Consider the following 21,170-nt stretch of genomic DNA (forward strand, 5'->3'; position numbering starts at 1 on the left):
ACGAGGTCGTACGACGTGAACCTGAACAGACGCCAGGTGCTGTGGGCCGGTGGCGGAATAGGTGCGGCCGCGCTCCTGGCCGCCTGCGGCGGCGGTGACGAGACCTCGGCCAAGTCGCCGTCGACGGCGAGCGAGAAGCCCCGGAGCGGCGGCACCCTGCGGGTGGGCGCGCTGGGCCGTGCGTCGGCCATCACCCGCGATCCGCACGGCACCCAGGCCAACGAGAGCGACTACCTGATCATCTCGCTGGTCCACGACACCCTCACCGTCCCCGGCAGCAAGCCGAACACCGTTCCCCGCCTCGCCGCGAACTGGCAGGCGTCGGACGACCTGAAGACCTGGCGCTTCACTCTCGCCAAGGGCGCGAAGTTCCACGACGGCACGCCGGTCACCGCCGAAGACGTCGTGTGGTCGCTGAAGCGGCTGCGCAACACCCCCTCCGGCGCGTCCCGCCTCCCGGGCATCAAGCCGGAGAACATCAAGGCCGAAGGCGAGAACACCGTCGTCCTGGTGTCCGACTACGCCAACGCCGAACTGCCGCTGCTGACCCGCCTGACGACGTTCGTGCTGAAGAAGGACACCGCGGACAAGGACCTCGGCAAGGCGCCCGGCACCGGCCCCTTCAAGCTCGACTGGTTCCGCTCCGGCAACGCCCGCCTGGTCCGCAACGACGACTGGTACGGCGGCGACGTCCACCTCGACGCCATCGAGGTGAAGATCTTCGAGAGCCCGCAGGCGATGGCCAACGCCCTGCTCGCCGGACAGATCGACGTCGCCTCCAACGTCGGCGCGGTCGCGGCCCGTACCGCCGAGAAGCGCGACGACATCCAGATCGTGCGCCGCCCCAACGACATGGCGATGCCGATCGTCATGCGCACCGCAGACGGTCCGTTCGCGGACGCGAGGGTGCGGGAGGCGCTGCGCCTCGCCGTCGACCGGGACACCATGGTCAAGCAGGTGCTGTCCGGATACGGCACGGTCGCCAACGACATCCTCGGCACCGGCGACCCCGCCTTCGCCAAGGGCATCCCGCAGCGGGGGCGCGACCTGGCCAAGGCCAGGCAGCTGCTGAAGGAAGCCGGCTTCGACACGTCGAAGACCTACAAGCTGCTCACCACCGAGGACATCGCGGGCCTCGCCGAGTCCGCCACACTGTTCGCCTCCCAGGTCCGCGAGGCCGGGGTCAAGATCGAGGTGGTCAAGCAGGAGTCGGCCACCTTCTGGGACAAGACCTGGCTCAAGGGCGACCTGTACACCACCTACTGGGGCACCAACGACTCGGTCGTGTTCTTCGCCAGCAAGACCATGGTCTCCGACTCCGGCCAGAACGAAACCGGCTGGAAGAACAAGGAGTTCGACGCCGCCTACAGGAAGGCGATGGCGACCAAGGACGCGGCGGAGCGCGCCAAGGTGCTGCACGAGCTCCAGCAGATCGAGTACGACGCGTCCGGCTACCTGCTGTGGGGCATGGCCGACGGCATCGACCTCGCGGGCTCGGCCGTGCGGAACCTGCCCACCCTGCCCGGCTACGGGCGCGTCCAGCTCGAGCAGGCATGGCTGACTCGCTGACCCGGCGGGAACCGGCCGCGGCTTCGGCACCGCGGCCGGTTCCCGCCGTCGTCCGCACGGCCCTGTACGCGGCCGGTGTGCTCGCGCGCCGGATCCTGCTGCTGGCCGTGCTGCTCGCCGCCGTCTTCGCCGCTGTCGAACTGCTCCCGGGCGACGCCGCCGACGCCACCTCCGAACGCGGCGAAAGCGCGGCCGACCTCGCCGCGCGGCGCCATCTGCTGGGCCTGGACCGGCCGGTGACGGAACGCTTCGGGGACTGGATGACCGGCCTGCCCACCGGCGACCTGGGCACCTCCGCACGCGGGGAACCGGTGGCGGCCCTGCTGGCCCACCCGTTCCCCAACACCCTGTTGCTCGGCGGGCTCGCCCTGCTGGTGACCCTGCTCGCCTCGGTCGCGCTCGGCTGCTGGGCGGCCGGCCGGCCCGGCGGGACGGTCGACCGGATGGTCTCCGCAGGCGCCACCGGCATCCTTGCGCTGCCCGAGTTCGTCGTCGCCGTCGCCCTCGTCCTCGTCCTCGCGCTGTGGACCGACTGGCTGCCCGCCGTCACCCTCACCGACGCCGACGGCTCGCCCGCCTCCTGGCGGATGCTCGTGCTGCCCGTCCTCGCCCTGGCCGTCCCGCAGATCGGCTGGAACACCCGCATCGTGCGGGCCGCGCTCGCCGACGAGGCCAAGGCGCCGCACATCGACACCGCCGTGCTCGACGGACTGCCCCGCCACCGGATCCTCACCCACCACCTGCTGCCCGGCGCCCTGCCCACCATCGCGGCCGGCATCGCCACCTCCACCGGCATGCTGCTGGGCGGCGCGGTCGTGGTGGAGACCATCTTCAACTACCCCGGCATCGGCTCCGTCCTCGCCGGAGCGGTCGCCGACCGCGACAGCCCCCTCATCGCCGGGGTCGTCGCCGTCACCGGAGCCGTCATCACCGGAGTGCTGCTGCTCGCCGACCTCGTACGCGCCTGGGCCTCGGGAGGCCGCACATGACCGCGACCACCGCCCCCGCCGCGAAGACCGCCCGGCCTCCGCGCCCCACCCGCCGCCGGATCGTTCTCCGGGTGCTCCCGGCCCTGCTCCTCACCGCCGTCGCCCTGGCCGGACCCTGGCTCGCCCCGCACGCCATCGACACCCCGGTCACCGCGCCGTACGCGGAACCCGGCGGCAACGCTCCCCTCGGCGGCGACCAGCTCGGCCGCGACATCCTCAGCCGCGTCCTGGCCGGAGGACGCGAACTCGTCGTCACGTCCCTCCTCGTCGCCGCCCTGGTCACCGCGGTGGCCGCCGTGCTCGGCGCGGTCAGTGCCCTGCGCCCGGCCGTCGGACGGATCGTCGAACGCAGCGCCGACGTGCTGATGCTGCTGCCCGCCGTGCTCGGCATCCTGCTCGTGACCCTGTCCTGGCCCGACGGCGGACGCCTCGCCGTCGTCACCGCGTCCGTCGTCCTCGGCGTGCCCTACGCGGTACGCCTGGTCGCCGGGGCCGCCGCACCCGTCGCGGCCTCCGGCTACGTCGAAGCGGCGGCCGTCGGCGGCGAGCGACTCGGGTACCTCGTGCTCCGGGAAGTGCTCCCCAACCTGCGGGCCACCCTGCTGGCCCTGTTCGGGCTGCGCTTCGTCGCCGCCGTCTACCTCGTCGCGACCGCCGGTTTCCTCCAGGTCGGCCCCCAACCACCCGCCGCCGACTGGGCTTTGATGATCCGCGAGAACTCCGCCGGCATCCTCCTCAACCCCTGGGCCGTCCTCGCCCCCAGCATCGCCATCGGCCTGCTCGCCATGAGCGTCAACCTCGCGGCCGCCGCCCTCGTCCCCACGACCGGCCGGAAGGCGGTGCCCGCACTGTGAACCACATGCCCGACTGGTACTCCGACAGCCACACGCCCGACGCGGAGAGAGCCGTCCGGGTCCGCGACCTGACCGTCACCACCCCGAACGGCCGCCTCCTGCTCGACCGGGCCGGCCTCGAACTGGCCCCCGGCCGCGTCACCGCCGTCGTCGGCCCCTCCGGCTGCGGCAAGACCACGCTCCTGCGAGCAGTGACAGGCACCCTGCCCCCGGGCACCGAGCGCACCACGGGCAGCATCACCGTCCTCGGCCAGGACCCCCTCGCCCTCCCGGCACCGGCCCTGCGCACGCTGCGCCGCCACCGCCTCGCCTACGTCGGCCAGGACCCCGGCTCCGCCCTCAACCCGCGCATGAAGGTACGCCGCCTGCTCACCGAACTCGCCGTGGACAAAAGCCCCGAGGCGATCCGCGCCCAGCTCACCGAGGTCCGGCTCCCTGTCGACGACGGCCTGCCCGACCGCCGTATCGGCGGCCTGTCGGGCGGCCAGCAACGCCGGGTCGCGCTCGCCCGCGCCCTGGCCCGCCGCCCCGCCGTCCTCCTCCTCGACGAACCCACCGCGGGACTCGACCCCGCGCTGCGCGACGAGATCGCCGACCTCCTGCGCCACCTCGCGGAAAGCCACCGCATAGCCATCGGCCTGTCCTGTCACGACCCCGACCTGGTCACCCGGCTCGCCGACGACGTCGTGGACCTGACCGGCCCGCGCCTCCAGCCGACCGCGAACGCCGCACCCGCCCCCCGCGAACCCGCACCCACACCTGACGACGGTTCGACGCTGATCGCGTCCGGCCTGCACGCCGCCCACCTCCACCGCGGCCGCCGCGTCCCCGTACTGCACGGCATCGACCTCACCCTCTCCGCAGGAAGCAGCCTCGGAGTCGTCGGCGCCTCCGGTTCCGGCAAGACGACCCTGCTGCGCACCCTCGTCGGCCTGCACCGCGCCACCGCCGGCACCGTCAGCCTGGACGGCACCCGCCTCGCTGCCACCGCGCACCGCCGTACCCGCGACCAGCGCCGCCGCCTCCAACTCGTGCCCCAGGACCCCCTGGGCACCCTCAACCCCAGCCGCACCGTCGAGGCCACCCTGCGCCGCCCGCTCCTGCTGCACCGCCGGGCAGCACGGGCCGAGGTCCCCGACCGCGTCCTGGAACTGCTCGACCAGGTCGGCCTGCCCGCCGCCTACGCCGACCGCTACCCCCACGAACTCTCCGGCGGCCAACGCCAGCGCGTCGCCGTGGCCCGCGCCCTGGCGGCCGACCCCGACGTGCTGATCTGTGACGAGGTCACCTCAGCCCTCGACGCGGACACCACCGTCGCCGTCATGGACCTGCTGGCGGATCTGCGGGACCGGCGCGGCCTGTCCCTCGTCCTGGTCAGCCACGACCTGCGTCTCGTCGCCGACCGCACGGACACCCTGCTCGTGATGTCCGAGGGGCATGTCGTCGAGTCGGGACCCACCGCGCAGCTGTTCACCTCACCGTCCCACCCGGTGACCGCGGCACTGGCCACCGGGACGCTGCTCGGCGGCTGACTCGGGCTTGCGCGATCGGTCCGCCCGGCCGCGGGGCGCGGTCGCGGCACCGGTGAAGACACCCGTGCCCGCCTCCAGCTCATGGCCTCGGTGGTGGCCGGCTCTTCCTCTACAGTCCCGGTGTGTCGAGTACCCCGGTGCGGCTGTTGCGGTTGTTGTCCTTGCTGTCCCAGCGGCCGTCATGGACGAACCGTGAGCTTGCCGAGCGCATGGAGGTCGACGAGCGCACCGTGCGGCGGGACGTGGCGCGGCTGCGGGAGCTCGGGTACGGAATCGAGTCCGATCCCGGTCCGTGGGGCGGTTACCGCATGGCGCCGGGCAGCGCGCTCCCGCCGTTGAACCTGGACGACGACGAGGCCCTGGCGGTGGCGGTCGCCCTGCGGGAAGCAGCGCTGCGCGGGGTGCTGGGCAGCGACCAGGCGGCGCTGTCCGCGCTGTTCAAGCTCCAGCGGATGCTGCCGCGCCGGGTGGCCGAGCGGCTCAGTGCGTTCGCCGACTCCGTCGTCCACACTCCGCAGGGGCCGGGTGATCCGGTCTCGACCGAAGTGCTTCTCGCGCTGGCCGACGCGTGCCACCACCGCCACCGCCTGCGGATGGTCTACCGCGATCGGGAGGGCCGCAGCACCAGCCGCGCGGCCGACCCGTACCGGCTCGTACGAACCCGGAACCGCTGGTATTTGGTCGCCCTCGACGTCGAGCGCGGGCACTGGCGGACCTTCCGGGCGGACCGTGTGGTGGAAGCGCGGCCCACCGGCCAACCGGTCCGGATCGACAGTCCACCGGATGCCGCACGCATGGTCGCCGACATGCTGACCAGTGACTACCCGGTGTACGCGACGGTGGTGCTGCCGGTGCCCCTGGAGGAGGCGCAGCGGCTCGTCCCACCCGGGGCGGGGGTCCACGAGAGCGTCGGGCCGGATGCGACGCGCGTCACCCTCGGCGGCACGCACCTGGACGAACTCGCCGACCGTCTTCTTGCGCTGACCGTCCCGCTCACCGTGCTGGAACCGGCCGAACTGCGCACCTTGTTGCGCACACGCCTCCGCACCCAGCTCGACGCCCTGACACCGGGGGACCTGGGGGACCTGGAGAGCCGGCAACGGGGCGAGGACGTTACGTAGGTCGGCAGCTTTCGGTCTTCACATCGGATCGCCTGCCAGGGCGGGCAGGACACTCCTCCCGAAAACGGCCCTTCACACGGCCGCTGCCGTGATGTCCGCCAAGCCACCTCCCATCTCTGACCAGGACAGTTTCTGACCGGGTCGGCTCATAGAGTGAGCAGTGAGCCCTCGGACGAGCTCCATGACCGCTCGGCGCGTCCCACCCTGCCCGATGCACCCACCGGGAACCGAAGTTGCTCCAGCGACACACGGCCACGACAGCACCGACGGAAGTCCGATCACCGCACCGCACCACCTCACCCTGATGGAAGAGACCGCATGCCATCCGCCGACGAGCTCATCGGCCACCACGCCGTTGAAACCCTGATCCGCGCCATCCAGACCGCCGCTCCGGACGCCGACCTCACCTCACTGCGCACAGCGCCAGGGCAGATCGCCCCGATATCCCTCCGGGAACGCGCCGATCTGTTGCGCGATGCCCTGCTGGCCGACCTGCCCGGCGACTTCGCCGCGCTGGCCCGGATCGTGCGCTCCGCCCGGGACAGCGCCCCGGATTTCACCGGATGGCTGATCTGGCCGGTCACCAGCGCCCTCGCCACCCGCGCGGTCCAGGAGGACAGCCACACCGCGTTCGACGATGCGATGGCGCTGCTCGCCGACCTCACCGGGCGCCTCACCTCGGAGTTCGCCATCAGGACCCTGCTGCGGCACGACCTCGACCGCGCCCTCGGCATCATCAGCGACTGGACCGTCTCGCCCGACGCGCACGTGCGCAGGCTCGCCTCCGAAGGCACCCGTCCCTACCTTCCCTGGGCGGTACGAGTACCGGACATCCTGGCCCGCCCCGGAGTGACCATGCCGGTCCTCGACGCCCTCCACCGGGACGAGAGCGACTACGTGCGCCGCTCGGTCGCCAACCATCTCAACGACCTCAGCCGGGACCACCCCGACCTCGTCGTCGACACCGCCCGCCGCTGGCTGGTCGCGCCCGACCCGGCCACCGAACGCCTCGTACGCCATGGCCTGCGCACCCTCGTCAAACGCGGCCACCCCGGCGCTCTGGACCTGCTCGGCTTCACGCCTGCGGCAGTCGAGGTCGACGGACCCCACCTGGACCGCAGTACCGTCCCCTTCGGCGGCAGCGTCCGGTTCACCGCCTCGGTCCGCAACACCGGCGACACCCAGGCACGCCTGGCGATCGACTACGTGGTGCACCACCGCAAGGCCAACGGCGGCCAGACCGGCAAGACCTTCAAACTCACCACGCGCACCCTCGCACCGGGCGAGCGCATTCAAGTGGCCCGGGAGCACTCCTTCCGCCCGATCACGACCCGCCGCTACCACTCCGGCACGCACGCGATCTCCCTTCAGGTCAACGGAGTCGCATCGGCCCGCGCCGACTTCGAACTGGTCGACCCGGACACACCCTGACGCACAGTCCTGCCCTCCACCCCGGGGGCGAACCGCCTCCCGACGCGGTGGGTACTTTGGATAGGCCGCTATGGGGTACCCCGGTCGTCCGGACGTGTGCGAGACGAAGGAGTTCGCCCGCGATGACGAACCTGCTCGGCTTCCTCGGTGTGCTGATGCTGGCCTACCTCGTACCCGGGCCGGACTTCCTGGTGATCGTCCGGGCGGGGGCCCGGAACACGGCCCTCGGCCGTGCGGCGGCCTGGGGCGCGCAGAGCGGGCTCTGCGTCCACATGTGCGCCGCGGCGCTCGGTCTGTCGGTGATCGCCGCCCGGTCGGCGTACGCGTTCACCGTAATCAAACTGGCGGGCGCCGCCTACCTGGTGTTCCTCGGGGTCCGCGCGCTGCTCGCCGCCCGCTCCGGTGCGGCCCCGGCCCGGCCGCACCGTGCCTCCGGCCGCGAGCACCCGGGAAGCTGCCGCTCCAGCTTCATGGAGGGTTTTCTCACCAATGTGCTCAACCCGAAGGCCGCGCTCTTCTTCCTGAGTGTCCTGCCGCAGTTCGTGACGGGGACCGACGGGTCTGCGACGGGCCAGATCTTCCTGCTCGGAGCGGTCGACATCGCGGTGGGCCTGGCCTACTGGTTCGCCCTGGTCACGTTCGCCGCGCGGCTGCGGCCGCTCCTGACCGACATCGCGAAGCGCCGGATCTGGGATCGGATCAGCGGGAGCCTGCTCATAGGGGTCGGCGTAGGGATCGCCGCCACAGACTGAGCCCGTGCAAACAGGGACCACCTGCTCGACGCTCCGGCGTGCCGCTTCAGTCCCGCAGAACACGATCGAGTGCCGCCCGGCCTACGGGCCCCCAGTTCGGCTTGCCGCCGGGAAGGCCTCGGTCGCCGTTCTGCCCCATGAGCATCAGGAAGAGGCTCTTCATGACGGCCAGTCCGCGGGCACGCCGGATCGCCGCCTCGTCTGCTTTCCTGTACGCGATCCGCTCCCGCCGCGTCGCCGACGATCCGCCACCGCTGGGTCGTCGAGAGAACCGTCAGGGGTGATCCGGCTGGATACGCTCACCCTTCATGACCAACCGAAAGGTGCCGCGCTGAGCCAGTACTTCGATATAGGCGACGAGACTCTGTGGAACCCGTCCAACGGCGCTTCCCGTCTGTTCCAAAGCCAAGTGTCGGTCTTCGAGGCGGAGCTGGAGCTCTCATCCGGCATCGGGCCGATGGAGAACGACGAGTGCCAGATCAACCCAGCCGTCTTCGAGATCTTCCTCAACGCCCTACTGGTGCAGCACCGAGGAACAAGCCACGCCGTACTGCGCGCGCTCTCCGAGGGGTTCATCGCCACCGTGCTGGTTCTCGCGGAGCGCGCCGGGATCAGGGTGGACTGGGCTCAGTCCGGGGCCGCTCCGGATGGCGCACTTGAAGGTGCACAAACTCCCGCAGTCACAGGGATGTCCACTCTGGCCGAAGGACGCGCCCGGGGGGCGGGACTGCGCGAGAAGGCACGGGAGCTCGCGCAGCACATGCCTCGCTGACCGGAGCCACCGCGTCGGCCGATCAGTTGCCCACCGATGCAGTCCTTAGGGCTAGCACGAAGTTGCACTCCTCCTATGACGACCAGTCAGAGGGCGATCAGTCCGGCTGTCGTCTCCTGGAAGCCGCAGGCGTCGAAGTAGAACGAACGCAGGTGTTCCTCGAAGTCGACGTGGAGCCAATGGCACTTCGCGGCACGGGCTTCCTGAGCCGCGGCTGCGACCAGTGCTCCGCCGACACCGGCCCGCTGCCGATGCTGGGCCACCACCGTGTCCAGGATGAAGGCGTGAACTCCGCCGTCCCAGGCCACGTTGACGAAACCGATCAGCGAGCCGTCTTCCCAGGCGCAGACCCAGCCGAGGCTGTGGCGCTCCACTCGTTCTCGCCAGTCAGTCTGAGCGACTGGATGGCCGAAGCCTTCGGCATGCAGCGCGTTGAGGGCTGTGTTGTCGAAGTCGCCCCACCATTCGTACGTGATCGTCACGCCTTGGTCGTAGGGATCAGGTCACGTCCGACAACCCGATTCCGCCCGGCCCTCACAGAGCCGGTGCCGCAGGCCGGAAGCGCCGCATTCGGAACGGACCCGATGAGCGCGGATGCATGATCCGTTTTGTGCCGGGAGGGCGCCGTAGGCACGTTGCGGGTCATACGGGAACCCGCTGGGCGCTCGTGGGCAGGGCGTAGTCCGAAGGAGTGGCCGCTCGGTTCATGTGGCGTAAGGACGGCTCCATGCAGGAATGGCTTCGGCGATGCGGGACTACGTTCACCGCGGCGGGTCACTCAGTCGCGGCTGTGCCCGCCTGCTGGCCGGATCCGCCTTGGCCTTGATCGAGGGATTGTGATGGCGACTCATACGACTGAACCGATCTCTCCGACTCCTGCGGCCGAGGGGCGCCGCGGCAGGGGTCAGGTGATCGTGTCCTGGCTGTCCACCACCGACCACAAGAAGATCGGTCATCTGTACCTGATCACCTCGTTCTGCTTCTTCCTGGTCGGCGGGGTGCTGGCGATGGCGATCAGGGCGGAACTGGCCCGGCCCGGGCTCCAGTTCCTCTCCAGCGAGCAGTACAACCAGGCGTTCACCATGCACGGCACGATCATGCTGCTGCTGTTCGCCACTCCGACCTTCGCCGGGTTCGCCAACGCGATCATGCCCCTGCAAATCGGCTCTCCCGACGTCGCCTTCCCGCGGCTGAACATGTTGTCCTACTGGTTCTTCCTGCTCGGCGGACTGATCGTCATGGGCAGCTTTCTGACCCCGCAGGGTGCCGCCGACTACGGATGGACCGCCTACACCCCGCTCAGCGGGCCCATCCGCAGCGGTTACGTCGGCGCCGACCTGTGGATCATGGGGCTGGCGCTGGCGGGATTCGGCACGATCCTGGGCGCGGTCAACTTCATCACCACCATCATCTGCATGCGCGGCCCCGGGATGACCATGTTCCGCATGCCGATCTTCACCTGGAACGTGCTGCTGACCTCGGTGCTGGTCCTGTTCGCCTTCCCCGTGCTGGCGGCGGCGCTGTTCGCGCTGGAGGCGGACCGGAAGTTCGGGGCGCACGTCTTCGACGCCCAGTACGGCGGGGCACTGCTGTGGCAGCACCTGTTCTGGTTCTTCGGCCACCCCGAGGTCTACATCCTCGCCCTGCCCTTCTTCGGCGTGATCACCGAGATCATCCCGGTGTTCTCCCGCAAGCCGATCTTCGGTTACATGGGCCTGGTCGGCGCGACCATCGCCATCGCAGGTCTGTCGGTGACCGTGTGGGCGCATCACATGTTCGCCACCGGGGCCGTGCTGCTGCCGTTCTTCTCCTTCATGACCTATCTGATCGCCGTGCCGACGGGGGTGAAGTTCTTCAACTGGATCGGCACCATGTGGAAGGGCTCGCTGTCCTTCGAGCCACCCATGCTGTGGGCGGTCGGCTTCCTGGTCACCTTCCTCTTCGGCGGCCTGACCGGTGTCATCCTCGGCTCACCGCCCCTGGACTGGCACGTCACCGATACCTATTTCGTCGTCGCGCACTTCCACTACGTGCTGTTCGGCACGATCGTGTTCGCGATGTTCGGCGGATTCAGTTTCTGGTGGCCGAAGATGACCGGCACGATGCTCGACCACCGCCTGGAGAAGATCCACTTCTGGACGCTGTTCGTCGGTTTCCACACCACCTTCCTGGCCCAGCACTGGCTGGGTGCCGAGGGGATGCCCCGCCGCTACGCCGACTACCTGGCCGCCGACGGCTTCACCGCCCTGAACACGGTCTCCTCCATCGGCGCCTTCCTCCTCGGCCTGTCCACCCTGCCGTTCCTCTACAACGTCTGGAAGACCGCCAAGTACGGCGAACGCGTCAAGGTCGACGACCCCTGGGGCTACGGCCGCTCCCTGGAATGGGCCACCTCCTGCCCGCCGCCCCGCCACAACTTCGTCACGCTGCCCCGGGTGCGCACCGAGTCCCCGGCCTTCGACCTGCACCACCCGGACATCGCCCAGTTCGACCAAGCGGAGTCCACCGGCAAGCGTGACGTGCTGGAGGCCGAAGGGCACAAGGGCGACCGGTCATGATCAGAGGACGGGTTCGACGCTCACACGCGGACCACGCGTCCGCTCTCGCCGCCGAGGCCGAGGGCTACCTCCTGTTGCGCAGTCACTACGACGACGCCCGCCGGGAGGCGGGGGAGTTGTGCGCGGAAATGCCCTGGCTGACCACCGCCCAGGCCGAGGACCTGGCCCACCATTACTGCGAGCGGCGCATGCTGCTCGCCCGGCACATGCTGCGCGTCACCGTCCAGCGCGCCGACCAGCTGTGTCAGGAGTACGAGAACCGTTACCAAGAACTACGTCGCGCACTGCTCAAGCGGCATGCCGCCTGCGCGTCAGCAGTGATGGCCTGCGCCGCCGGTGTGGGTGCGGCGGTGGGCGTGCTGACACGCTGACAGGCAGGCCGTGCCCACGCACGCTGCCGGTGTACGGCATGCCCCGCACCGTCGGACTGTGCCGACCTGACGCCCGCCCAACCTCAGGCGACTTCCCAGGCCCCCGGTCGGCGCCGATCGGTACCGCCCGTTCCCCGCTGCTCTCATGGGCCGCCGACCTCCATATCCCCGGCCGGTACGGCTTCCTGAGCCGACGCCGACGCCGACGCCGACGCCTCCACGGTCCTCCGGGCGGCGTGCAGGCCGCGCCGGTGCAGCGGAGCGAGCACGGTCAGGCCCCCGATGAGTACGACGACGAAGAAGGCGCTGAATGCGGTGGCGCCGGTCAGCAGTCCCGGCATCAGCCCGTGCGCGGTCACTACGGCGCCCAGGGCGGGGGCCCCGACGCCTTGCGCGGCGTAGCCGATGAGGTATCCGCCAGAGACCATGCCGGCCCGGTGGTGCGGAGCGGCGTACCGGCTGAAGACCGTCAGTCCGCCGGCGAAGTCGAAGGCGTAGGCGGCGCCGGCCACCGCCGAGGCGACGAAGAAGAGCGCCAGCGAGTGCTCCACGCCGGTGAGGACGAACAGCCATACCGCCGCGAGCGACCCGGCCGCCCCGAGGACGACGAGGAGCCAGACCGGCACGCGCCGGGCCACGAGGGCGAAGACCGTGATGCACGCCGCGAAGACCGACAGGAGAGCGCCTGTGACCAGGGCGTTGCTCGAACCGGCGAGCTGCCGGGCGATCTTGGCACCGAGCGGCAGCACGATCGCCCCGAGCAGGAACGACGACGCGAACGCGATCGAACCGGCCACGAAGACGACGCGGCTGCCACGGGGGATGACGATCGGCCGGACACGCCACGGCTCCTGGGCCTCGTCCGGTGTGTGGCGCGGCATGCACAGGACCAGGCACGCCACGGCCGCGATCGAGACGGCAAGGACGAAGAAATCGAGGTGCAGGGGAAAGGGCGCGTACTCGGTCAGGGCGCCGCCCACGAGCATCGCCAGCCCGATGCCGAGGGCCGATATCGCCGTACTGAGGGCGCCGGCTCGCTTCTCCTTGCCGGGTGCGCTGAACTCGACCATGGCCACACTCGCGGGGCTGATGGACAGACCGACGCCGATACCCATGAAGACACGGCCGATCAGTAGCCACACGACGTCACCGGCGACCGCGAAGAACAGGGCGCCGATCAATTCCGCGGCGAGCCCGATCAGGATGGACGCACGTCTGCCGATGTGGTCGGAGAGGTCACCGAAAATGATCAGGACCGGAATCAGAGTGATCGGGTACGCGGCGAAGATCCAGGTGATGGCGGTCGTCGAGACACCCCACTCAGCCTGGTAGAGCGGATAGGTCATGGTCGGGCAGGCGCTGGTCCACAGCGCGAGTGCGACCACCGCGCCGGCGGTCCAGAAGCTGGCGCGTGTTCCTAGAAGCGGCACGGGGTCTCCTGTGTGACGGGTCTTGGATCGCCGTGAGAGGCTGAATATTTCTTAGCAACCTAGCTAGCTAGATTGCATTCCGCAACTCAAAGTCCAAGTCTGTGAGCCGCCTGCTGGGGGATTGTCGAGGCGCCCGAGCGGCTGGGGCGGACAAAGCTGCCGGACGGGTGCGCCGTGGGGTGGCCGCGTGGGGGCCCGAGTCGGGCGCCTCGTCCAGCTGTGGGCCGGTTCCACCACGAGCAGATGGCTCGGCCTGCGCGTAGCGCGGTCGCCGGGCCGGGAGTTCGTCTGATCACCGTCGACTGATCAGGACTGGGTGTGTCCGGCGCCGCCTCCGGTTGGAGCTGGCAGGACAGGCCGGCGATGTCCGCGCATTCGGCGGGAGCCGAGGGCGGGCGGACCTGGCGAGCGTTGGCTACTCGGTGGGTGCGCCGTTCGCGCTGGCGTGCGCCGCGGCCGGTGTAGTGAGCGGCGTGTCGGCGGTCTCCGCGACGGACGAACTCGCCCGCCCGGCCTTCTCACCTGTGCCGACCGCGGTGTCTACACCGGCCCGGCCTCCGACGCCCCATACCGGCGCGCGTCGGCTGAGGGCTCCTCCATGGGGGCGGCAGGGTACGTGCGGGAGGCGGCGCGGGCCATCAGGCCGTGGCCCTTCGATCCATCGGAGATCACGGTGCCGGTCGATCCCTTGTGCAGAGAACCGGACACCAACCCGTTCCACTCGCCCGATCCCGGCACGTCCCTGGCTGCCCGTACAGCCACGGCGCGACGCCACCTCCCGGCGGACGCGGGAACCGCGGTTCTGTGGCTCGCCCGCACGATCATCCGGTCCCTGCTCGACCTGACATCGACGAGTTGGCCAGGCGGGAAGCCGTGATGGACAGGTGCGGCGCTGCCCGTCACCACCCCAGCGTCGTCCTCTCAGGACGGGGCTGAGCCGGACGCTGGAAGCGGCCTCGCGGTGGCGCACGCTGGCAGGGCGGTCGTCGAACGGCGGTGACCGCCCGAACGGGAGATACGTATGAGCATCAGGACACACGCGATCGGCAGCCAGGGACTGACGGCGTCGGTCGAGGGTCTGGGCACCATGGGGATGACCGCCATGTACGGGACCCGGGACGACGCCGGGTCGGTGGAGACGATCCACCGGGCGATCGAACTCGGGGTGACCCTCTTCGACACGGCGGACATGTACGGCCCGTTCACGGGAGAGGAACTGCTCGGGCGGGCGGTCGCACCGTACCGGGACCGGGTGCTGCTGGCGACGAAGTTCGGCGGGCTGACGCTGGACGAGTCCGGCAAGGTGGTCGGTGGCCCGAACGGACGGCCGAGTTATGTGCGGCGCGCGGTGGAGGGTTCACTGCGCCGGCTGGGCACGGACCGCATCGACCTGTACTACCAGCACCGTGTCGACCCGAACGTGCCGGTGACCGAGACCTTCGGCGCGCTGGGCGAGTTGGTCGCCGAGGGCAAGGTGCGCTACCTCGGTGTCAGCGAGGCGTCCGTCGAGACCATCCGCGCCGCCCACGCCGCCGCGCCGCTGTCGGCCGTGCAGACCGAGTACTCGCTGTTCACCAGAACGGTGGAGGGCAACGGGGTGCTCGACGCGGTGCGCGAACTCGGCATCGGCTTCGTGGCGTACGCCCCACTGGGCCGCGGCTTCCTCACGGGACGGCTGCGCTCGCTCGACGAGCTGCCGCAGAACGACTGGCGGCGCACCGCGCCCCGCTTCAGCGGCGAGAACTTCGCGCACAACCTCGCTCTGGCCGACCGGGTGCGCGCGATCGCCGAGAAGCACGACATCACCCCGGGGCAACTGGCCCTGGCCTGGGTGCTGGCCCAGGGCGTCACCGCCATCCCCGGCACCAAGCGGCGCAGCTATCTGGAGGAGAACGTGGCCGCCGCGGCGCTCACACTGGACGCGGGGACGCTGAGCGACCTCAGCGAGATGATCGGGTCCGAGGAGGTGGCCGGTGAGCGGTACTTCCCCGAGGGAATGAAGGCCATCCAGGAATGAACAGCAACCACAACGACCTCGGTGACTTCCTGCGGGCCCGGCGTGCGGCACTGCGGCCGGCCGATGTCGCGCTGGTCGCGGGCGGACGCCGCCGGACTCCGGGGCTGCGACGCTCCGAGGTGGCGCTGTTGGCGAACATCTCGGTCGACTACTACGAGCGGCTGGAGCAGTCCCGCAACGCCCACCCCTCGCAGGCGATGCTGGCGAGTCTGGCAGGGGCGCTGCGTCTGTCGGTGGACGAGCGCGACCACCTCTACCGGCTCGCCGGTCACGCCCCGCCGCGAGGCGGGGGAGCCGGCCGGTACGTCGACCCGGCCATGATGTTCCTGCTCGACGCCCTGACGACGGTGCCGGCCCAGGTCATGGACGGCCTCTCCACGATGCTCGCCCAGAACCGGCTCAGCCAGGCGCTGTTCGGCTCCTGGGCCGTGGGGGACGCGCGCGCCGGCAACGTGACGTGGCGCTGGTTCACCGACCCTGCGTCGCGGGCGCTGAACGTCGCCGAGGAGCACGAGCAGATCGGCCGCGACTATGCGGCGGACCTGCGGAGCGCGGTCGCGCGGTTCGGCAGGGACGCCGCTGCGGACAGCCTCGTCGCCGACCTTCTCCAGGCCAGCGACGAGTTCGCCCGTTACTGGGACGAGATGGCCGTCAAGCCGCTGCGTTCCACCCGGAAGCGGCTGGTGCATCCGCATGCGGGGCCGCTCGACGTCCAGTGCGACGTCGTCCTCGGCTCTGCCACGGGTCATCGAATGGTGATCTTCCGGCCGCAACCCGGGTCGGGGACCGCCGAACACTTCGAGTTCCTCCAGGTGCTCGGAGAGCAGACCTTCGAGGCGTGACAGCGCTGACGCCGGCGGCCGCGCGCCGTGCAGCGGCCCGCTGAGGGGCCGATGCCGGCCCCTGCCCCGTGAGGCAACCGTCGTGGATCAGGGCGTGCACCGGCACTGGAGGTGCACACCGGCACCTCGCCCCGGGGCCGTACGTCTCGGCCGCCCCGTGGCGCTTCGCACCGTGCCGGACGGGCCCCGCGGGCCCTCCGCGGGCTGTGCGGCCTACTTCTCACTCAAAGATGTGGACGTGGCGTTCATATTCTGCTTATATGGACTCAGCGTTCATTTCGAGCGGAGGAGAGAGACCCATGACCACCACCCCCATCACCCCGAACACCGCCACCCGCGTCGCCCTCGTCACCGGCGGTTCCGGCGGCATCGGCAAGGCCGTCGTCGAGCGGCTCGCCGAGGACGGATTCGCCGTCGCGGTGCACTACGCAGGCAACAAGGGCAAGGCGGAGGCCGTCGTCGAGAAGATCAAGGCGTCCGGAGGCCAGGCCATCGCCGTCGGCGGGGACGTGGCCGACGAGCGGGAGATGGAAGCCGCCTTCGACGCCGTGGAGACCGCGTTCGGCGGTATCGACGTCGTGGTCAACGGCGCCGGGATCATGGTCCTCGCGCCGATCGCCACGATGGACCTGGACGACCTCGACCGGATGCACCGCACGAACATCCGCGGCACCTTCGTCGTCTCCCAGCAGGCCGCCCGCCGGGTCCGCCGGGGCGGTGCGATCATCAACGTCTCCACGTCGGTCACCCGCACCCAACTGCCCACGTACGGCGCCTACGTCGCGAGCAAGGCCGCCGTGCAGGGCATCACGCTGATCCTCGCCCGGGAACTGCGCGGCAAGGACATCACCGTCAACACGGTCGCGCCCGGTCCGATCGCCACCCCGCTCTTCCTCGAGGGCAAGGACGAGGCCACGGTCGCCCACTTCGCCAAGGCCACGCCGCTGGAGCGGCTGGGCGAGCCCGAGGACGTCGCCGAGTCGGTCGCCTTCCTGGCCGGCCCCGCCCGCTGGGTTAACGGCCAGGTCCTCTACACCAACGGCGGTCTCGCCTGACGGCCGCGCGGCCACCCCTCCACCACCTCCCAGCAACCATCCGAAGGAAGAGACCCATGTCATCCGTCGTCCTGATCACCGGTGCCGCCACGGGCATCGGCAACCTCACCGCCCGTGCGCTCGCCGCCGCCGGCCACACCGTCTACGCCAGCATGCGCGACCCCCGGGGCCGCAACGCCGGCCATGCCGAGGAGCTTCTGGAACTCGGCCGCAGCGAGGGACAGGACCTCCACGTCGTCGAGCTCGACGTGCAGTCCGACGCCTCGGCCGAGGCGGCCGTCGCGACCGTCCTCAAGGAGGCGGGCCGGCTCGACACGGTCGTCCACAACGCCGGACACCTCTACGTCGGCTACGTCGAGGCGTTCACGCCCGAGGACATCCAGCGGCTGCTGGACATCAACGCGGTCGGCATCCAGCGCGTCAACCGGGCGGCCCTGCCGCACATGCGCGCCCGCCGCTCCGGCACCCTCCTGTACGTCGGCAGCACCACCTCCGTGGTGGTGCCGCCCTTCCTCGGTCCCTACGTGGCGTCGAAGTTCGCCGCTGACGCGCTGGCCCAGGTGACCGCGTACGAGGTCGGCCAGTTCGGTATCGAGACCACCATCGTGATGCCCGGGCCCTTCACTCAGGGGACGGACCACTTCCCCAACGCCAGCCGTGCCGGTGACGCGGAGCGCACCCGCGCCTATGCCGCGCTGGACGCGATGGTGGCCCGCAACGAGGAGGCCACGGAGGGACTGTTCCCGCCCGGGGTCGACGCCCATCCGCGTGCCGTGGCCGAGGAGATCGTCCGCGTCCTCGCCCTTCCGGCCGGCACCCGTCCCTTCCGTACCGTGGTCGACTTCAGCCAGGCCGGGGTGGAGGAGGTCAACGAGGTCCTGCACCGAGCCCAGGAGCAGTTCGTCACCCGCCTCGGCTTCGGCGAACTCCTCCACGTCAAGGGAGCGCAGTCCTGAGGCGTGACGAGGACCATGATGTCCAGCCGGCCGCGCCGCCCCCGGTCCATCGCGGGAGCGTGGCCGGCCGCCCCCACTGACGCGATCAATGCAGGGAGAGGAACCATGTCCGACACACAACTGCCGTCCGCGATCCGTACGTTCATCGACGCGACCAACGACGCAGACTCCGAGGCCTTCGCCGCCGCGTTCACCGCCGACGCCCGTCTGAACGACTGGGGCCGTGAGTACCACGGCCGCGACGGTGTCCGGGACTGGGACCGCACCGACAACATCGGCGTCCAGAGCCGGTTCGAGCTGCTCGGCCTGCGGCCGGGTGACGATCCCGACACCTACGTCGTGACCCTGCGGGTGAGCGGCAACGGCTACAACGGCACCGGCCCGATGGTCTTCCGCCTGAGCGACGGCCTGATCGCGGACCTGCGCATCGGATGAGCGGACGGCCGGACCACGCCGAGACCGTACGGTTTCCTAGACTGGGCCGATCCCGGAACGGGCGAGGGAGAGAGAACGTGACGAAGCAGGCCGAGGGCACCGAGGAGCGTCCGGCGCGGGGACGTGGCCGCCGACCGGCCGACGAGGTTCGCGCGGACGTCTTCCGGGTGGTCGGGGAGATTCTCCTGGAGCAGGGCATCTCCGACCTGACCTTCGAACGGGTGGCCCGACTGTCCGGTGTCAGCAAGACGACGCTGTACAAGTGGTGGCCCTCCAAGGGAGCCCTCGCCCTGGACGGCTACTTCCACGCCGTCGAGGAAACCCTCGCCTTCGAGGACACCGGTGACATCCGCGCCGACCTCACGAGCCAGTTGCGCGCGTTCGCCCGGATCATGACCCGCACGCCGGCGGGCCGGGTGGTCACCGAGCTGATCGGCCAGTCCCAGACCGACGAGGACCTGGCCACCGCATTCCGGTCCCTCTACTCCTCCGAGCGCCGGCGGCTGGCCGGGGAGCGCCTGCTGCGGGCCAGGGAGCAGGGCCAGATCCGGGCCGATGTCGACGTCCAGGTTCTCGTCGACCAGCTCTGGGGCGCCGTGTACCACCGGTTGCTCATCCCGGACGAGCCCGTGACGGAGGACTTCGTGGTGGCACTGGTCTCCAACGTGCTCGACGGAATCACCCCGTCACCGCGAGCGACCTGAACGTGTGGGACTCCGCCCGCACGACCGCGTCCCAGCGCGCGTACCAGATGCCTGCCGCCTGACGCGGGGTAGACATGCCACTCCAATCGGCTCGGCCCCGAACCGCCTATCCGGATCCGGTGACGCGTCAGAACGCCAGTACCGTGCTGTCATGAGTGACAAGGTCGACCGCCACGGGCTCTGGGACGACGCTGCGGTCCGTGCCCGTGTCGCCGCCATGGCTCAAGGAGACCCTGGACGTCGGCGTTTCGGGTCCTCACACCATGGATATCGGCTTCGGCCTCCTCTGGAGGAGGAGACGATCCGGCTGTTCGAGCAGCAACACGGTGTCCGGCTCCCCGCTTCCTACCGCGGCTTCCTCAAGGACGTCGCCGACGGAGGAGCGGGACCGGACTACGGCCTCCTGGGCCTTGCAGAGGAAGTGGACGACGAAGAGGCCCTGCACGACCTTCGAGAAGAGGGCCGGAGCGCGGGATTCCTGTCCACGCTGTTTCCGTACACCGGCGAGTGGCCGGGGCCGGGCAAGGGCCATGATGCCAACTACTCGGTCGCGGGGAGTCTGGTCCTCGGGGAGTGCGGTTGCGGCACGTTCCACCGGCTGATCGTCACCGGGAGGAACGCCGGCCAGGTCTGGCTCGACGATCCTGACTGGGGTGGCCTGACACCGGGGCCGGACTTCCGGGACTGGTACCTGGCATGGCTGGCTACGGCCTGACTGCCGCGTCCTCAGACCTGGTCCTCGTGCTCCGGCCGCTCCTTCGACCGGGGGCGGTGTCGAGCGGAGCGTGTCGTCGAGAACCGGGCCCGGTAGTGAGCGGGTGAGACGCCGAGCCGGGTCACGAAGGTCCGTCGGAGGGTCTCCGCGCTGCCGAAGCCGGCCGCGCGGGCGCTCTCGGCGACGCTGTGGCCGGCGTCGAGCAGGGCCTTCGCGTGATCGAGCCGTACCTGTTCGACGTACTTGGCGGGTGTCGTGCCGAGTTCGGTGTGGAAGAGCCGGCTGAGATGCCGGGTGCTGACACCGACGAGGGCTGCCAGTGACTCTGCGGTGTGCTCCAACGCGGGCTGCGCCGAGACGAGGTCGGTGGCCCCGCGCAGCGCGGGAGTGCGCGGCACGCTGCCCTTCAGCGACGCGGAGAACTGGGACTGACCGCCGGGGCGCTGCATGAACATGACCAGGCCGCGGGCGACCTCACGGGCCAGATCCGCGCCGTGGTCGCGCTCGACGAGGGAGAGCGCGAGGTCGATGCCGGCGGTGACACCCGCCGAGGTGAAGATGCCGCCGTCCTCGACGAAGAGCGCGTCGGGATCGACGTGGACGTCGGGGTGGGCACGCGCGAGCAGGCGGGCGTGGCGCCAGTGAGTGGTCGCACGGCGGCCCGACAGCAGACCCGCGGCGGCGAGGACGAACGAGCCGGTGCAGATGGAGACGAGCCTGGGGGTGCGGGCGTGCGCCTTTCGGACGGCCTCGGTCAGATCTGACGGGATGGGCTCGGTGGCGAGCAGATCGCCACCCGGGACGACGAGTGTGTCGACGTCGAGGTCCGCCGCGGCCGCGTCCACGGGCAGGTGGGTACCGATCGATGTGCGTACCGGATCACCGGACGGCGAGGCGTACCGCAGCGAGTACTGGGCGCCGAGGATGTTCGCCTCGGCGAGGACCTCCGCGGGGCCGGAGACGTCGAGCATCTTCATGCCGTCGAACACGAGGAAGGCGACGCGATGGACGGTCATGCGGTTGCCGGCTCCTTTCCGTGGTGGGGCATCCCTCGACGCCCGGACCCG

The 21,170-nt window shown here is 70.4% G+C and carries 20 protein-coding genes and 1 pseudogene; 17 read left to right on the forward strand and 4 right to left on the reverse strand.

The genetic code is table 11. The features are described 5' to 3' along the window. The first annotated feature begins 15 nt into the window (after nt 1-15). The 7 genes from ACIQJT_RS05030 to ACIQJT_RS05060 all read left to right on the forward strand — a co-directional run bounded on the left by ACIQJT_RS05030 (nt 16) and on the right by ACIQJT_RS05060 (nt 8,248). Nucleotides 16-1,569: an ABC transporter substrate-binding protein gene (locus ACIQJT_RS05030; RefSeq protein ID WP_402639938.1), complete on the forward strand. Its 1,554-nt coding sequence runs from the start codon at nt 16-18 to the stop codon at nt 1,567-1,569. After that, nucleotides 1,554-2,558: an ABC transporter permease gene (locus tag ACIQJT_RS05035; protein ID WP_402639940.1), complete on the forward strand. Its 1,005-nt coding sequence runs from the start codon at nt 1,554-1,556 to the stop codon at nt 2,556-2,558. The genes ACIQJT_RS05030 and ACIQJT_RS05035 overlap by 16 nt, the downstream gene beginning before the upstream one ends. Then, nucleotides 2,555-3,412 (forward strand): ABC transporter permease, encoded by an 858-nt coding sequence (locus ACIQJT_RS05040; RefSeq protein WP_402639942.1) that lies wholly within the window; start codon nt 2,555-2,557, stop codon nt 3,410-3,412. Before ACIQJT_RS05035 ends, ACIQJT_RS05040 begins: the two co-directional genes overlap by 4 nt. Further along, entirely contained in the window at nt 3,409-4,944 is a 1,536-nt protein-coding gene (locus tag ACIQJT_RS05045; protein ID WP_402639944.1) for an ABC transporter ATP-binding protein, read from the forward strand. The genes ACIQJT_RS05040 and ACIQJT_RS05045 overlap by 4 nt, the downstream gene beginning before the upstream one ends. Before the next feature lie 122 nt (nt 4,945-5,066). Further along, nucleotides 5,067-6,065 carry a helix-turn-helix transcriptional regulator gene (locus tag ACIQJT_RS05050; RefSeq protein WP_402639946.1) on the forward strand — a complete coding sequence of 333 codons (999 nt, stop codon included), beginning with the start codon at nt 5,067-5,069 and terminating at the stop codon, nt 6,063-6,065. Between the two features lie 318 nt (nt 6,066-6,383). Beyond that, nucleotides 6,384-7,496, forward strand: coding sequence for a DNA alkylation repair protein (locus tag ACIQJT_RS05055; RefSeq protein WP_402639948.1), 1,113 nt, complete (start codon nt 6,384-6,386; stop codon nt 7,494-7,496). Nucleotides 7,497-7,618: 122 nt separating this feature from the next. Beyond that, nucleotides 7,619-8,248 (forward strand): LysE family translocator, encoded by a 630-nt coding sequence (locus ACIQJT_RS05060; protein WP_402639950.1) that lies wholly within the window; start codon nt 7,619-7,621, stop codon nt 8,246-8,248. A 46-nt stretch (nt 8,249-8,294) separates the two neighbouring features. Here the strand turns inward: ACIQJT_RS05060 and ACIQJT_RS05065 are convergent. Then, nucleotides 8,295-8,462 (reverse strand): annotated as a pseudogene (locus tag ACIQJT_RS05065) (aminoglycoside phosphotransferase); the annotation flags it as partial. Between the two features lie 66 nt (nt 8,463-8,528). On the opposite strand from ACIQJT_RS05065, the gene ACIQJT_RS05070 reads away from it, so the two are divergent. Further along, entirely contained in the window at nt 8,529-9,020 is a 492-nt protein-coding gene (locus ACIQJT_RS05070) for a DUF6086 family protein (RefSeq protein WP_402639952.1), read from the forward strand. Nucleotides 9,021-9,106: 86 nt separating this feature from the next. Here the strand turns inward: ACIQJT_RS05070 and ACIQJT_RS05075 are convergent, their stop codons facing one another. Beyond that, nucleotides 9,107-9,502, reverse strand: coding sequence for a GNAT family N-acetyltransferase (locus tag ACIQJT_RS05075; protein WP_402639954.1), 396 nt, complete (start codon nt 9,500-9,502; stop codon nt 9,107-9,109). Between the two features lie 357 nt (nt 9,503-9,859). Between ACIQJT_RS05075 and ctaD the strand changes: the two genes are divergently transcribed. Together ctaD and ACIQJT_RS05085 are read left to right on the forward strand one after the other, a co-directional pair. Next, complete coding sequence (ctaD, locus tag ACIQJT_RS05080) at nt 9,860-11,578, forward strand: cytochrome c oxidase subunit I (protein WP_402639956.1); 1,719 nt, start codon at nt 9,860-9,862, stop codon at nt 11,576-11,578. After that, on the forward strand, nt 11,575-11,949 hold the full coding sequence (locus ACIQJT_RS05085) for a hypothetical protein (RefSeq protein ID WP_402639958.1): 375 nt from the start codon (nt 11,575-11,577) through the stop codon (nt 11,947-11,949). The genes ctaD and ACIQJT_RS05085 overlap by 4 nt, the downstream gene beginning before the upstream one ends. Before the next feature lie 143 nt (nt 11,950-12,092). Here ACIQJT_RS05085 and ACIQJT_RS05090 read toward each other — a convergent pair whose 3' ends face one another. Continuing rightward, the gene (locus ACIQJT_RS05090) at nt 12,093-13,379 is read right to left on the reverse strand and encodes an MFS transporter (protein ID WP_402639960.1); all 1,287 of its coding nucleotides are present in this window, start codon (nt 13,377-13,379) and stop codon (nt 12,093-12,095) included. A gap of 1,027 nt (nt 13,380-14,406) precedes the next feature. On the opposite strand from ACIQJT_RS05090, the gene ACIQJT_RS05095 reads away from it, so the two are divergent. The 7 genes from ACIQJT_RS05095 (at nt 14,407) to ACIQJT_RS05125 (ending at nt 20,103) form a co-directional block, all read left to right on the forward strand. Next, nucleotides 14,407-15,396, forward strand: a complete 990-nt coding sequence (locus tag ACIQJT_RS05095; protein ID WP_402640102.1) for an aldo/keto reductase — start codon at nt 14,407-14,409, stop codon at nt 15,394-15,396. Next, nucleotides 15,393-16,238 (forward strand): helix-turn-helix transcriptional regulator, encoded by an 846-nt coding sequence (locus tag ACIQJT_RS05100; protein ID WP_402639962.1) that lies wholly within the window; start codon nt 15,393-15,395, stop codon nt 16,236-16,238. Before ACIQJT_RS05095 ends, ACIQJT_RS05100 begins: the two co-directional genes overlap by 4 nt. A 299-nt stretch (nt 16,239-16,537) precedes the next feature. Further along, nucleotides 16,538-17,293, forward strand: coding sequence for an SDR family oxidoreductase (locus ACIQJT_RS05105; RefSeq protein ID WP_402639964.1), 756 nt, complete (start codon nt 16,538-16,540; stop codon nt 17,291-17,293). 56 nt (nt 17,294-17,349) lie between these two features. Beyond that, nucleotides 17,350-18,249, forward strand: a complete 900-nt coding sequence (locus ACIQJT_RS05110) for an SDR family oxidoreductase (RefSeq protein ID WP_402639966.1) — start codon at nt 17,350-17,352, stop codon at nt 18,247-18,249. 105 nt (nt 18,250-18,354) lie between these two features. Beyond that, nucleotides 18,355-18,684: a nuclear transport factor 2 family protein gene (locus tag ACIQJT_RS05115; protein ID WP_402639968.1), complete on the forward strand. Its 330-nt coding sequence runs from the start codon at nt 18,355-18,357 to the stop codon at nt 18,682-18,684. Nucleotides 18,685-18,761: 77 nt separating this feature from the next. Continuing rightward, nucleotides 18,762-19,388: a TetR/AcrR family transcriptional regulator gene (locus ACIQJT_RS05120; RefSeq protein WP_402639970.1), complete on the forward strand. Its 627-nt coding sequence runs from the start codon at nt 18,762-18,764 to the stop codon at nt 19,386-19,388. A 151-nt stretch (nt 19,389-19,539) separates the two neighbouring features. Further along, complete coding sequence (locus ACIQJT_RS05125) at nt 19,540-20,103, forward strand: SMI1/KNR4 family protein (protein ID WP_402639972.1); 564 nt, start codon at nt 19,540-19,542, stop codon at nt 20,101-20,103. Between the two features lie 11 nt (nt 20,104-20,114). Here the strand turns inward: ACIQJT_RS05125 and ACIQJT_RS05130 are convergent, their stop codons facing one another. After that, nucleotides 20,115-21,119 carry a GlxA family transcriptional regulator gene (locus tag ACIQJT_RS05130; protein ID WP_402639974.1) on the reverse strand — a complete coding sequence of 335 codons (1,005 nt, stop codon included), beginning with the start codon at nt 21,117-21,119 and terminating at the stop codon, nt 20,115-20,117. Nucleotides 21,120-21,170: the final 51 nt, after the last annotated feature.

Origin of the sequence: Streptomyces sp. NPDC091972 (genome assembly GCF_044756385.1) — a bacterium.
Classification (GTDB): domain Bacteria; phylum Actinomycetota; class Actinomycetes; order Streptomycetales; family Streptomycetaceae; genus Streptomyces.

Bases quoted from the DNA above. Each gene is read 5' to 3' on its own strand.
- ACIQJT_RS05035 (WP_402639940.1), top strand. From the start codon at position 1,554: ATGGCTGACTCGCTGACCCGGCGGGAACCGGCCGCGGCTTCGGCACCG.
- ACIQJT_RS05040 (WP_402639942.1), top strand. From the start codon at position 2,555: ATGACCGCGACCACCGCCCCCGCCGCGAAGACCGCCCGGCCTCCGCGC.
- ACIQJT_RS05055 (WP_402639948.1), top strand. From the start codon at position 6,384: ATGCCATCCGCCGACGAGCTCATCGGCCACCACGCCGTTGAAACCCTG.
- ACIQJT_RS05060 (WP_402639950.1), top strand. From the start codon at position 7,619: ATGACGAACCTGCTCGGCTTCCTCGGTGTGCTGATGCTGGCCTACCTC.
- ctaD (WP_402639956.1), top strand. From the start codon at position 9,860: ATGGCGACTCATACGACTGAACCGATCTCTCCGACTCCTGCGGCCGAG.
- ACIQJT_RS05085 (WP_402639958.1), top strand. From the start codon at position 11,575: ATGATCAGAGGACGGGTTCGACGCTCACACGCGGACCACGCGTCCGCT.
- ACIQJT_RS05100 (WP_402639962.1), top strand. From the start codon at position 15,393: ATGAACAGCAACCACAACGACCTCGGTGACTTCCTGCGGGCCCGGCGT.
- ACIQJT_RS05105 (WP_402639964.1), top strand. From the start codon at position 16,538: ATGACCACCACCCCCATCACCCCGAACACCGCCACCCGCGTCGCCCTC.
- ACIQJT_RS05110 (WP_402639966.1), top strand. From the start codon at position 17,350: ATGTCATCCGTCGTCCTGATCACCGGTGCCGCCACGGGCATCGGCAAC.
- ACIQJT_RS05115 (WP_402639968.1), top strand. From the start codon at position 18,355: ATGTCCGACACACAACTGCCGTCCGCGATCCGTACGTTCATCGACGCG.
- ACIQJT_RS05125 (WP_402639972.1), top strand. From the start codon at position 19,540: ATGAGTGACAAGGTCGACCGCCACGGGCTCTGGGACGACGCTGCGGTC.
- ACIQJT_RS05130 (WP_402639974.1), bottom strand. From the start codon at position 21,119: ATGACCGTCCATCGCGTCGCCTTCCTCGTGTTCGACGGCATGAAGATG.